The organism is Okeania sp. (genome assembly GCF_035285525.1).
Classification (GTDB): Bacteria; Cyanobacteriota; Cyanobacteriia; order Cyanobacteriales; family Microcoleaceae; genus Trichodesmium.
Genome location: NZ_JAYKGW010000009.1, coordinates 1 through 12456 on the forward strand (window position 1 = coordinate 1; position 12456 = coordinate 12456).

The window sequence follows — 12456 nt, forward strand, 5'->3', positions numbered from 1 at the left end:
GGAACACCAACGACTTCTATAGTTTCCAAATAGAAGAAGAAGGAACATTAGTATTAGTGGTGGATGACTTATTAAAAAATGCCAACATTGAATTATATGGCAGCGGTGAAGAATTAATAAACCAGTCCAAAAACGATGGCATCAAACGAGAAAGTATAGTCACAGCATTAGAACCAGGAACCTATTTTGTGCGAGTGTATCCTCAAGGTAGCGCTCGTACCTCCTACCGTTTGAGCGTTGATTTATTGTAGAGAGGAGTCAGATAAAATCCGGTAGTATCGGATTTGATATCGCCCCATCTCCTGAAAAAAAAACTGAAGAAGCGCAAACCCTACAGCCCGTGTCCAATTATTCGGCTTCAGTAGTTAGCAGTCCTTCAACTTCCCATCGTCTAATTGTTTTTGTTGAGACCCTTTTCAAATGAATGAACCACATCATCATCACCAAAATCTTGTAGGGACGCCCTTATGCAACGTCCCTACTGTGGTTTACTGATTTCTCCGCTGTAAATATTGACTATAACAAAATCAATCTGATATCTTAACTATTGAAGAGTTTCAATTTTATTATGGAAAATACTAGCTGGCTTGATTTTTTGATTGGTAGTTTAGCGATAATAATTTTAGTTAGCGGATTAATACTATTGTTCAAAGGTATTTCCGCAATCGAAAAATAAAAACATGGTTTTTAATTTTATTGTATCTCCTACTTAGATCAATTGTTGTTCCCAAAATAATATTGAAAAACCTGTTTAGCAACTGGAGCTGCAGAACGAGAACCATAACCGCCATTCTCAACAATCACAGCGATCGCTATTTCTGGCTTGTTCGCAGGGCCAAAAGCCACATACAAGGAATGAGACCTTTGTCCAATTAGTTCTGATGTACCTGTTTTTCCTCCCGTCAGTGGAATACTACCATCATTCAGATTTTTGGCCGTACCACGATAAACAACATCAATCATTCCTTCCTTAATTATATTAACTTCTTCTGGTTTCAACCCCGTAGGAATAGGTTGAATCTCTGGATAATTAGTTTGATCCGCCAATAAATGAGGTTTAACCTGTTTTCCTCCATTAGCGATCGCTGCCACTGCACCTGCCAACTCTAAAGGTGTAGCCAAAACCAGACCTTGACCGATTGCCATCGTTACTGTATCACCCAAATACCAACGATCGTTATAAATTTGACGTTTATCTTCTTCAGTAGGAATCAAACCATTATATGTAACCGGTATACCCAGAAGGTTGATATTTTTTCCTCCTAAACCAAGTTTATATGCCCACTTAGCTATCTCTTTATTACCAATAGCCATACCAATCCTATAAAAAAATGTATTGCTACTATAGGCTAATGCAGCTCTAAAACCAATTGGCCCATAGCCCCCACTATGTTCATTAAAACTCATACCTCCAATATAGACAGCATCAGAAGTTTGGATAATTGAGCCTGGAGCAAACTTTTGAGACCCCATAGCAGCAGCAGAAGTAACTACCTTAAAAGTACTTCCAGGGGGATAACCTTGGATAGTTCGATTGACAAAAGACTGCTCTTGACTATGAAGACTCCGCCATTCTGATTCAGCCATAGGTTTTGTAAATACATTGGGGTTAAATCTAGGATAGCTAGCCATTGTTAAAACTTCCCCTGTATTAACATCCAGAACAACTACTGCTCCTTTACGAGAACCAAGAGCGTTTTCTGCAGCTTTTTGCAGATTTAGGTCAAGAGTTAACTTTATCGTTTCTCCACTTTGAGGTTCTTCTTCTTTAAAAATACCTATTTCTCGGTTTTCAGCATTAACTTCTATCATCCGCTGACCCCATTTTCCAGCAAGTTGTTCATTCCTACTAGCTTCTACCCCAATCCTACCAACCATCATTCTCAGTTGGTATTCTGGGTTAGCCCCTAATTCGGCTGATGTAACTTCTCCGAGATACCCAATCACATGAGATGCTGTTTCTCCATGGGGGTAATAACGAGTTGATTCAGCTCTAGCTTCTACACCAGGAAATTCTTCAGCCTTTTCTTGTAGAAGGGTAAAAGTATTACGACTAACTTGATAGCTAAGATGTACATTTCTTTCTCCGGAAATCAGAGCCTCTTCTACTTTTTCCAAAATTTTGTGGGCTGGCATATTAATAATGGGACTAAGTTTAGCAGCAGTAATTTCCCATTGTTCTCTCACCTGTTCTCTTGGCCATAAATATATAGAATGCTGAAGACGATTAGATGCAAAAGGTTTACCGTTGCGGTCTAAGATTAGTCCTCGATTTGAGGGGACTGGAATTGGTCGAATGCGGTTGTTTTCTGCTCGCGCCCTATTATGTTTACCCTGAATTAATTGTAATTGAGCCAAACGACTCACTTGTATACCGATAACGGTTGTGCTTAATAAGATCATAATAACTGCTCGGTAGATTAAACGTGCCTGACGTTCTTTATATGAGAGGTTATTATTTTCTTTGATTTGAATCCCAGAAAAATAGGAAAATTCGCGGACCATAGTTTATTGAATTATAGATTAAATAGGGTTTTCAGGATGATCTGGACTTACGCAAAGAAACCCGGTTTCTACAAGAAATCGTTGTTTTGAACAGTAGGAATCTACGCTCGTACCGGGTTTCTGGGTTCGCGTGGCTTTAGTCCTGATGATAATTGGATTTTAATTAAATACCGTAGTCATTATTAAAGGGTAAATAATGATTGAATAATTGCCAAGAGTAGGAGAAAAAAAGGTAAGCATTCCCCAGGAAATGCTGCATAAACAATTATAATATTTTGTTGATGTAGTGCTTCTCGTTGTTATGAGGTATAATCAATCAAATTTTGACTGGGTAAATATGTTTGCCATCACCCCATCACCCCATCACCCCATCACCCCATCACCCTATCTCCCTATCTCCCCATCTCCCCAACTAATTTTAGAGACCCGTTTAGGGGTTCTATATCTTAAAGACTAATCTCCTAAACACCAAGAAATAATTAGAAAAATTAATGATAGACATAACCACCGGGGAATATGTAGCCATTGTATCAAGTCCATTGGTTCTACAATAAAAACATTTGTCAATAACCAACTAAATATTAATACTATAGTTATTATAAATAAAGACATAACTAGGTAATATTTTAATTTACATTATAAACAACTAATCAGAAACCAACTAAATATCAAAACTATAATTTATCATATCATGTCCGCTAGCATCGGATTTTTCGGGCACCGTGCGTCTATAAAATCAAGGTGGAAATGGCATAAAAGCTTCTGCCTCCAGCATAGCTCCCTTCTCTTTTGCCTTCCTTCCACCAAAGTCTAATTATTCAACCGGACATGATATCACAACTATTTTGAGACACATTTAAACAAATTCTTTAGTTTAGATTCAAGTATAATAAACCATAATTTGAAATAACCTGTTGAAGTAATTGAACTAAAAATAGAAAACACTACTTATGTTTAAAACCCTTTTAGCTGACTTCCGAATTATCTTTGAAAGAGACCCTGCTGCTCGTAACTGGTTGGAAGTTATCACTTGCTATCCTGGTCTTCATGCTTTAGTCTTTCATCGTATTGCCCATAGCTTGTATTCTTTGAGACTTCCTTTCCTCCCTCGCTTAATTTCTCATATAGGCCGTTTTTTGACTGGGATTGAAATTCACCCTGGAGCTGTTATTGGTCAAGGTGTATTTATTGACCATGGTATGGGTGTTGTGATTGGAGAAACTGCCATTATAGGAGACTATTGCCTAATTTATCAAGGAGTAACTCTTGGCGGTACAGGAAAAGAAAGCGGTAAAAGACATCCGACTTTGGGAGATAATGTAGTTATTGGCGGAGGTGCAAAAGTTCTCGGTAATATTAATATTGGTGATAATGTTCGTATTGGTGCAGGTTCTGTAGTGCTGAGGGATGTTCCTTCTAGTTGTACAGTGGTGGGTATACCGGGTAGAATTGTATATCGTTCTGGAGTTAAGGTACATCCTTTAGAACATGGTAGTTTGCCTGACTCTGAGGCTAGAGTTATTCGTGCTTTGGTCGATCGAATTGATACTCTTGAGCAACAATTGGAAAGTTTACAAGGTCAATTATCAAAGTCCGTTTTGGTTAAGTCTCATGTTGAATCTTCTTTAAGTCATCTCGATCATAGTTCTCAAGATCGAGAAATTCAAGTTTTTTTAGATGGCTCAGGAATTTAAGCATATCGTTATTTCAGTTATCAGTTATCAGTACCTCAAATATGAAGTAAAAAGCTGGAAATACTGAATGAAACTTTCTCTTGGTCGATTGGATATGGCGTTAATGAAGTGGCTCTCTCTGCAAGAAAGAGCAGGAGACGTTACCATATCCAATCAACTGAGAGGGGTAATTATTAATTATTAATTATTAATTATTGAAAGATGTCATGGATTCATGGCTTGAGTAGACCAAGTTTTATGAGTATCAATTTGATACAGCCAGCGATTTTGTGGTTTTTCTCTTAGTTCTAAATGCTCTACTTTTGTAGGACAAAGTAATAATAAGCAAAAATTAGATAGAGGATTTGCTAAATTTGGTGGAGGTAATTCAAAAGCACTAGCTTCTAATTTAGTTTCTAATGGATGAGGCCAAGTAAATTGTTGTCTGGCATTATCTGAAATTTCTTGCCATATAGTTTGTCTTGCTTGAGCAAGTTTGGGATGAGGATTATTTGCTTTGATGAGAATAAGTTTCCCACTGAGGCGAAATTGTTCTCTAGTTTTGGGAAAATACCAACAGATTTCTCCCCAAGGATTTTTTTCTATTTGCTCTATTTTTTGACTACGACTATCAGTAATGAATTTTAAATGATTAGTTTGTTCTAAGAATCCTCGGAATACAATAGTACGATTTGTTGGTTTGCCTTCTGGGGTAACTGTTGCTAACTGGAGATAACGACTGTATGTAAGGCTTTGGTTTTTATATAGCGCTCTAGTTAAGGGCGATCGCCAAGGGGCTAGTTCTTCTTTTTCTATTGGGTTAAATTCCATTAATTATCAATTATCCATTATCAATTATCCATTATCCATTATCCATTATCACCAAATATCTTGATAAAAACTTTTAAGAAAAGTAGGTGAAACACCAAAACCCCATAAAAAAACAATCAATAAATAAATTAAATTTGCTTGGAAAACTCCCCGTTTAGTTACAGGGCGATCGCCCTTTATATACAAATCTATTTACTAAATAAATTCGTCCGAGTTTAACTAACTTTCAAAATAAGTCAGCATCTTCCATAATTGGTAAATTAGTATTAAAACCACTGACTTTCCAAAAGTCTGCTCGACGGCTAAAAATTACTTGGTCTCCAAACAAAACTCGCAAACCTTTAAAAAATAAATGAGGACGAAAAATTAGGGGAGTATAAAAAGTTTTAAGATAATTATATAAAGAAGTACCCCAGCGAGTAGTTTGGGAATTAGTTATAATTGAAATAAGTCCACCACCAACAATATTTTTATTTACTAAAGTTTGGGAAATTATAGTAATTAAATTATGAGGAACTATAGTATCTGCATGGAGAAAACAGAGTATTCCTCCTGTTGCTATTTTTGCACCTAAATTTATTTGTATAAAACGTCCACGTTGATGTGAATAAATAACAGGAACTCCAAAGGAAAGAGCAATAGAAACTGTTTCATCTTCGCTATAACTATCTAGTATTAATATTTATTTTGCTGGAGGATTAAATAAAGAAATATTTTTGAGAGTAATTGGTAGACAAGCTGCTTCGTTAAGGGTAGGAATAATAATAGAAATATTCAGCATTTTATCAATTATCAGTTATCATTTATAGCAGATTCCAATCATAATTAATAATTAAATTTATCCAGTGCGGGTATCTTTCCTGTGTGGACGAACCCAGAAACCCGGCTTTGACAAGAAACCGGGTTCCTCCCGTGTAAGTCCTACTCCAAAGTCACCAAAACGCACAATAATAATGCTTCAGTCCATTCAACTACAGCCCCGTAAGTATCGCCAGTATGACCACCCAAACAACGGTTAAACCAAGCACCTGTGAGCAGAGCGATCGCTATTCCTCCTATTGCCATCCCAGAAGCTAGTAACCAACTTTTAGGGTTTAATAAAATTTGGATGGTACTAAGACTTACTAATAAAAGTAGACTTGGCAGAAAATCCCAAATTGAATATTTTGTTTGTTTATGAAAAGCTCCTTTTCCAGTTGGTTTGAGATAGGGATAACTAGCGATCGCTACTAACTGACCCCATCTTCCCCAACCTGCTATTCCCATTAATATGAAAAATCGATCGCTATCTAAATCTGTTAAAGCTGTAATTTTTAGTAGTAGTAGAGCGATCGCTGCCATTGCCCCAAAAGCTCCGGTCGCACTATCTGTCATGACTTCTAGTCTGCGTTTTTGATCGGGTACTGCCAAACCATCAGCAGTATCCATTACCCCATCTAAGTGTAAACCACCAGTTACAATAATTCCAGATATAATAACTAAAGTCGATCTAGTGAGTATCGGCATTCCTAAAATTTGTAATCCTATATCAATAACTCCTAAAATACCTCCTATTATTAATCCAATTAATGGAGCGAAACGAGCAATACCTTGAAAATCTAAATCCCAAGTATGAGGAATTGGTATACAGGTATAAAAAGCAATACCTGCACTAAGTTTTCCCAAAATTTTTCTGATTATTTGTATCAATATTTATCACCAAAAAATTATAAATTGTATCATGTCTGTTGGCATCGGATTTTTCGGACACCGTGCGTGTATAAAATCAAGGTAAAAATAGCAGAAAAGCTTCTTTCTGCCTTCTGCAAACGCTGTCGTTGGTAATGACAAAATTGCGTTGCTTTGGCTAAGTCCTGTCCTATAAATAATACTAAATCCAGTTGAGAAAAGAGATTTATGGTAAAAGTAATGAGGGTTATAGAGCAGTAAAAATTACTTTTTCAGGAATTATGCAAAAAATGAAATTATGCACTACATCTAGGGGAAAAATTATGCACTATGTGTAGGGACTAATGGCCTATAACCGACATTTAGCACATCAAGTTGTAAGATTACAAGTAGCATAAAAATTGTAATTTGACTATAATAAATTATCTTTATAGTGCTGCGCTACCGCGCAACAGACAATAGGTATGGGAGCAATAGGGAGAATAAATTGCCGATAATATAAGACTATGAGCTGCTTGGACATCTTCTGCAATTTGTAAATATTAAGTGCGCACATTGCTATATTTACCAAAAAACGAGGTATAAAGCCTCCCCTGGTTCGGGGATGAAAAAATATTTAACTCAGTATTTCAAGGCTCAGACTCAAGTCAGAGGTTCACTCTCTAATGAATTGCGCAGTTCCGACCATAGGAGGCTAACTGATAACTGAAATGACCTTTACTCACTCATCAAATTCTAAGGAAAATATTAAGCATAAAAATTTTCTAACTTCTTTAGGGGTAATGGCCATTCACCCTGACATCCTCCATTCCTGACTTCGTTAGAAAGAATCTAAAAGTTAGAGAATGGTGCTAAAGAAGATATTGTTGGTTAACATTTAGATAAATTGTGTCAAAATTGGTATATAAAAAGCACTATCTCATCTAAAAAGAACAAAAAAAAATTGTTCTGATAAATATCTACTAACATCAGAGGCTCTTGATATATGAGTTCCAAAAATTTTAACCACAGGGTATCTGCACCTTGCATCATTGACAGTGGAATTATTGTCAACAAACGTGATATGCAAAGACTATTAATAGATTTAGGCAAAGTCCATTACATCCATACTCAAGATGGCCAAGTTCAAAGCCAGGGAGAAGGATATATATTAGAAGTATTTGCGGATCATCAAAGGTCAACCTTAGTTGCCAATCACTCTATGTACTTGAATGTACATAGTTTTGACTATCTCGAACTTGGCAAGTCCCCATGTCAAGAAACATATTTTGATTTAGTTAATGAAGGACGACAGTTAAGACTAATTCCTTTGTCAAACCCCATGGAAGAAGAAAATACCAGAAATATTAATGCTGCTGCTTTTGATGCAGTGATGGATCAAGTTTTGTCATCTAATTGGGATGTATTGGTGGATGATGATGATTGTCCATTCTAAGTTGAAATTAAAAAGAAAAAAATCAGGGATAGATCGAAAATGTATTAAAGTTTTCTAATTAATTAGAGAGTATTACTATCCCATGTCCCAAAGCTTTTCTTTCCATTCTCAGGCTCGTTGTAGCTATACAAAAGCTCGTGCTGGTGTTTTTTCGACTCCTCATGGCAATATAGATACACCTAGATTTATGCCTGTAGGGACTTTAGCCAATGTAAAAACTCTCACACCTGCTCAGTTAGAGGCAGCGGGTGCGCAGATGATATTGGCTAATACTTATCATCTTCATTTGCAACCAGGAGAAAGTATTGTTGCTGGTGCTGGTGGTTTACATAAATTTATGGCTTGGAGCAAACCAATATTAACTGACTCTGGCGGTTTCCAAGTATTTAGTTTAGGAGATATCCGAACTATTAGTGAAAATGGTGTTAAGTTTCGCTCGCCTCTAGATGGTACAATAATAAATTTAACTCCAGAACGTTCGATCCAAATCCAGAATGAGTTAGGGGCGGACGTGATTATGGCTTTTGATGAATGTCCTCCTTATCCAGCGAGTCGGGAGGAGGTGGAGTTGGCAACGAATCGCACTTACCGATGGTTACAGCGTTGTATGGCAGCTCATCAACGTCAGGATCAAGCTTTGTTTGGTATTGTTCAAGGTGGGGTTTATGAGGAGTTGCGTTCTATGGCAGCTCGTCAGTTGGTAGACTTGGATTTGCCTGGTTATGCTATTGGTGGGGTAAGTGTGGGGGAACCTGGGGAGTTGATAGATGATATTGTGAAAGTGACGACTCCTTTATTACCTGAGAATAAACCTCGATATTTAATGGGGGTTGGTACTCATAAAGAAATGGTACGAGCGATCGCTTCGGGTATAGATTTATTTGACTGTGTAATACCGACTCGTTTGGGGCGACATGGAGCAGCATTGGTAAAAGGGGAACGATGGAATTTGAAAAATGCTAGGTTTAGAGAAGATTTTGCTCCACTGGATGAGTCTTGTCCTTGTTATTGTTGTCAAAATTTTAGTCGTGCTTATCTTGCTCATTTGGTGAGAGCTAAGGAAGCTTTAGGTTTTACTCTTTTGTCTCTGCATAATGTTACTGAGTTGATTCGTTTTACCGAAAGTATTCGGGATGCTATTTTAAGTGATCGTTTTACCACTGAGCTTGCTAGTTGGTTGGAGAATAAAGAGTGAGGAGTGTGGAGAGAAAGAGGGGAACTCAGAAACCCGGTTTCTACCCTCGTACCGGGTTTATTATGCAAGACCAAGGAATATTTGGTACGGGAGCAAGATGTTCCCAAGTTCCAGAGGCGAAGCCCTAAACCCGGTTTCTTCTTGTAATGCACCACCAACTGGTGATTCTTAAATTGAGTCACAGCAAGAATGTAGAGGCGAATGACTCGCCCCTACATCTTATACCATTTCTCAAAAAGTTTTCTACATTTGATTGAGCAGGGGAGTAGGGGAGTAAGGGAGTAAGGGAGAAGTAAACATCAGAAAAATCCACATTAACTTAGCTAAAATTGGCAAAAAATGATTTGGTTTGTGTTAATTATTTGATTACTGAAATACTCCTCAAGTATAGCAATAATGCATGGGAATTAGTATTACTTGCGCCTAATACTATCATTTGTCAATTCCATGAATGCCAGATCTGCCAATTCTCCATTAGGCATTTCCCATGATTTATTCTTGATTTCTGTAACTACAAATCCCAGATTTTTAACCATATTAATTGAGCTATTATTTGATAATAGAATTGTTGCTCCAATTCTTTTAATACCTAATTCATCAAAAGCATAAATCATTAGTCTTTTCAATGCTAGTTTCCCATATCCTTTATTTCTATATTTTTTATCCAAAATTGCTACAGCAGTTTCAGCGGTTAACAAATCCATATTAAAGCCTTTTAATAGTACATATCCGATGGGTAAACTTTCTGGAGTTAAGTAAACTCCTAATACTAAGGGTTGACTTTTTCGAGAATAGGGCAAAGTACAATCTGATATTGCTTCTATGAATTGTTCTGTATTATCGGGTTCAAAGAAGGGGTTCCAACCAAGTAAATCTATTAAACTTTGGTCTTGAGCAAGCTTGATTAAATGTTTGATATGCTCATCTTCCATACAAGTTAAAAAAACCTTGAATCCTGTTGCTTTATGTTCTTGCTCTAATAATATTTTTTGATTCATAACTTTATTTATACCTTAGATTTAACAAAATAAACTTAACAAAGTGTCTTAATCTCTAATATATAGTACACTAAAATATTGTAAATTAGATTAATTTTTTGGATATAATTAATGATTGAAGTCAAAAAAATTTCTAACAAAGGACGAGGAATTATTACAACACAAAATATTCCTCAAGGAACATTAATAGAAGTTGCTCCTGTAGAGGTTTTTCCATTTGAACCAGAAACAACCATAGATCAAACAGGAATCTTTAAGTATTACTTTGTATCTCCATTAGAATATAGTAAAAGTCACAATGTTAACAGATATCTTGTGTTTGGTTTAGCTTCTTTTTGTAATCATGCCAAAAATCCTAATGCTCGTGTGGAGTGGGTTGAAAATGAAGTAGGTTTATGGTCACATTTGATTGCCCAGAAAGATATTAAAGTAGGTGAAGAAGTTACCCTATTCTACACCAATATTGATGAGTATTCGGAGGCGAACAAGTTCGTTTAATGGTTTAATTATCAGTTATATCTTACTTGTAATTCAATTAGTTTTTTCTAAAATGTTTGGCGATCGTACTGAAGTAATTAGAGTAGCTATAACTTCATATATCGCCATAAATAATAACCAAAAAGAGAAATTTAATTCAATGGAAATTAAAATTAAACGTATTGGTATGTGGGCTTGTCCACGATGCCTTTCTACAGTTATGATGCGTTCTTGGGGAAATCGACTAGATACTTTTATACAAGATGAGCCACTTTATCCACATTATCGATTATGTAGTGGTAGAAAAGACCCAGGAATGGATGAAGTCCTCAACAACTATGAAACAGATTGGGTGAAGATCGTGGAGCAACTGACAACTGGTTTAATTCCAGATGGAAAGTCAATCTATTATCAAAAATTCATGGTTTATCGACTTCTACCACATATCGATCTCAATTGGATTACTAAATTAACAAATTGTTTTCTGATTCGCGAACCACAAGATATGCTTCTTTCCTATCTTAAGCTATGGCCTAATCCCACATTAGAGACTATCGGAATTATCAGACTAAAGCAAGTGTTTGAGATGATCCGCGATCGTACAGGTAAAATTCCGCCAGTAATTGATGCTCGTGATTTACAAGAAAATCCTCGCCGTATCTTGTCTTTACTTTGCGAAGCTGTAGAGGTTGAATTTGCAGATGTAATGCTAAATTGGTCTCAGGGTAATCCGACAAATGATAGTTGGTCTAAATATCAGTGGTATGATACAGTCAGAAATTCAACGGAGTTTTACCCCTACAAGCCGAAAACTGATGATATCCCGGAACGGTTTCACGATATCCTTTCTAAGTATAAGGAAATATATAGGGAACTATACGAATATCGTCTTGTGTGATCACTTGACTTGGGAAGAGTATCAAGCTAAATAATCAAATATTTTGGTTAAAGTGGATAGATTGAATGTAAAATTATCACTTTATTAACAGGACTTACACAGTTACCCTAGAAACCCGGTTTCTACCAGAAATCGGGTTTCTTTGCGTAAGTCCCCATACAGCAGTTTTCATATCAGTAAACCACAGTAGAGACGTTGCATGCAACGTCCCTACAAGATTTTACTTATGACGATGTGGTTCATCGAGAGTGAAAAGCGCTGTAAGGATAATGCACCACCAAGGAATATTTGATACACCCTATATATAGCGCTGTGCGCAGGGAACTGGGAACACAGAAGGTGGGAACAGAAGGAATAAATTGCTTATAACATAAGACTTTTAGCTATTGGACAGTTCCTGTGATTTGTAAATATTAAGTGCGCACATTGCTATATAGTTTTAAAACTATTGTGCAATAGTTTTTGAAGTTACATATAGCGTCTCTGCGTAAGCCCTAATTATTAATTATTAATTATTAATTATTAACTATGTTTTATCTCAATTTAAGTAATTTACAAAGACTAATATTATTAAGTTTAGGAATAGTCATTTTCCTCAATTATACACAACAAAAAGTTCATGGCTCTACTCCGATCCAAAATCAACCAAGAATTTCTACAAATGCCACAGATTTAATCGAGTCTGAACCACAAAAAAAGCCTAAATCAATAATTAGAAAAAAAGCTCTAAATAAACTTTATATTCAACCTAATGAAAAAACTTATTTAGTCATAAA

At 36.2% G+C, this 12456-nt stretch carries 11 protein-coding genes and 2 pseudogenes; 7 read left to right on the plus strand and 6 right to left on the minus strand.

Annotation, left to right across the window (positions count from 1 at the left end; genetic code table 11):
* A partial coding sequence (locus VKJ25_RS00795; RefSeq protein WP_324234728.1) for a PPC domain-containing protein occupies positions 1 to 251 on the plus strand: 251 nt, incomplete at its 5' end.
* Between the two features lie 463 nt (positions 252 to 714).
* On the opposite strand, the gene mrdA is transcribed toward VKJ25_RS00795, so the two are convergent.
* Positions 715 to 2505: a penicillin-binding protein 2 gene (mrdA, locus tag VKJ25_RS00800; protein ID WP_324234729.1), complete on the minus strand. Its 1791-nt coding sequence runs from the start codon at positions 2503 to 2505 to the stop codon at positions 715 to 717.
* Between the two features lie 453 nt (positions 2506 to 2958).
* Positions 2959 to 3117: a hypothetical protein gene (locus VKJ25_RS00805; RefSeq protein WP_324234730.1), complete on the minus strand. Its 159-nt coding sequence runs from the start codon at positions 3115 to 3117 to the stop codon at positions 2959 to 2961.
* 338 nt (positions 3118 to 3455) lie between these two features.
* On the opposite strand from VKJ25_RS00805, the gene cysE reads away from it, so the two are divergent.
* The gene (gene cysE / locus VKJ25_RS00810; protein ID WP_324234731.1) at positions 3456 to 4199 is read left to right on the plus strand and encodes a serine O-acetyltransferase; all 744 of its coding nucleotides are present in this window, start codon (positions 3456 to 3458) and stop codon (positions 4197 to 4199) included.
* Positions 4200 to 4403: 204 nt separating this feature from the next.
* On the opposite strand, the gene VKJ25_RS00815 is transcribed toward cysE, so the two are convergent.
* The 3 genes and pseudogenes from VKJ25_RS00815 to cobS all read right to left on the minus strand — a co-directional run bounded on the left by VKJ25_RS00815 (position 4404) and on the right by cobS (position 6695).
* The gene (locus VKJ25_RS00815; RefSeq protein WP_324234732.1) at positions 4404 to 5009 is read right to left on the minus strand and encodes an Npun_F5749 family FMN-dependent PPOX-type flavoprotein; all 606 of its coding nucleotides are present in this window, start codon (positions 5007 to 5009) and stop codon (positions 4404 to 4406) included.
* A 412-nt stretch (positions 5010 to 5421) separates the two neighbouring features.
* Positions 5422 to 5691: pseudogene (locus VKJ25_RS00820) on the minus strand (glycosyltransferase); the annotation flags it as partial.
* A 239-nt stretch (positions 5692 to 5930) separates the two neighbouring features.
* Complete coding sequence (cobS, locus tag VKJ25_RS00825; protein ID WP_324234738.1) at positions 5931 to 6695, minus strand: adenosylcobinamide-GDP ribazoletransferase; 765 nt, start codon at positions 6693 to 6695, stop codon at positions 5931 to 5933.
* A 967-nt stretch (positions 6696 to 7662) separates the two neighbouring features.
* On the opposite strand from cobS, the gene VKJ25_RS00830 reads away from it, so the two are divergent.
* Entirely contained in the window at positions 7663 to 8112 is a 450-nt protein-coding gene (locus VKJ25_RS00830; RefSeq protein WP_324234733.1) for a hypothetical protein, read from the plus strand.
* 82 nt (positions 8113 to 8194) lie between these two features.
* Positions 8195 to 9307 (plus strand): tRNA guanosine(34) transglycosylase Tgt, encoded by a 1113-nt coding sequence (gene tgt, locus VKJ25_RS00835; RefSeq protein WP_324234734.1) that lies wholly within the window; start codon positions 8195 to 8197, stop codon positions 9305 to 9307.
* Between the two features lie 413 nt (positions 9308 to 9720).
* Here the strand turns inward: tgt and VKJ25_RS00840 are convergent, their stop codons facing one another.
* Positions 9721 to 10305, minus strand: coding sequence for a GNAT family N-acetyltransferase (locus VKJ25_RS00840; protein ID WP_324234735.1), 585 nt, complete (start codon positions 10303 to 10305; stop codon positions 9721 to 9723).
* A gap of 111 nt (positions 10306 to 10416) precedes the next feature.
* Between VKJ25_RS00840 and VKJ25_RS00845 the strand changes: the two genes are divergently transcribed.
* The 3 genes and pseudogenes from VKJ25_RS00845 to VKJ25_RS00855 form a co-directional block, all read left to right on the plus strand.
* Complete coding sequence (locus VKJ25_RS00845) at positions 10417 to 10803, plus strand: SET domain-containing protein-lysine N-methyltransferase (protein ID WP_324234736.1); 387 nt, start codon at positions 10417 to 10419, stop codon at positions 10801 to 10803.
* Positions 10772 to 11680 carry a sulfotransferase-like domain-containing protein gene (locus VKJ25_RS00850; protein WP_324234737.1) on the plus strand — a complete coding sequence of 303 codons (909 nt, stop codon included), beginning with the start codon at positions 10772 to 10774 and terminating at the stop codon, positions 11678 to 11680. Before VKJ25_RS00845 ends, VKJ25_RS00850 begins: the two co-directional genes overlap by 32 nt.
* A gap of 528 nt (positions 11681 to 12208) precedes the next feature.
* A pseudogene (locus tag VKJ25_RS00855) lies at positions 12209 to 12456 on the plus strand (L,D-transpeptidase); the annotation flags it as partial.

Coding starts and splice junctions, on each gene's coding strand:
- mrdA (WP_324234729.1), bottom strand. CDS start 2,505: ATGGTCCGCGAATTTTCCTATTTTTCTGGGATTCAAATCAAAGAAAAT.
- VKJ25_RS00805 (WP_324234730.1), bottom strand. CDS start 3,117: ATGTCTTTATTTATAATAACTATAGTATTAATATTTAGTTGGTTATTG.
- cysE (WP_324234731.1), top strand. CDS start 3,456: ATGTTTAAAACCCTTTTAGCTGACTTCCGAATTATCTTTGAAAGAGAC.
- VKJ25_RS00815 (WP_324234732.1), bottom strand. CDS start 5,009: ATGGAATTTAACCCAATAGAAAAAGAAGAACTAGCCCCTTGGCGATCG.
- VKJ25_RS00830 (WP_324234733.1), top strand. CDS start 7,663: ATGAGTTCCAAAAATTTTAACCACAGGGTATCTGCACCTTGCATCATT.
- tgt (WP_324234734.1), top strand. CDS start 8,195: ATGTCCCAAAGCTTTTCTTTCCATTCTCAGGCTCGTTGTAGCTATACA.
- VKJ25_RS00840 (WP_324234735.1), bottom strand. CDS start 10,305: ATGAATCAAAAAATATTATTAGAGCAAGAACATAAAGCAACAGGATTC.
- VKJ25_RS00845 (WP_324234736.1), top strand. CDS start 10,417: ATGATTGAAGTCAAAAAAATTTCTAACAAAGGACGAGGAATTATTACA.
- VKJ25_RS00850 (WP_324234737.1), top strand. CDS start 10,772: ATGAGTATTCGGAGGCGAACAAGTTCGTTTAATGGTTTAATTATCAGT.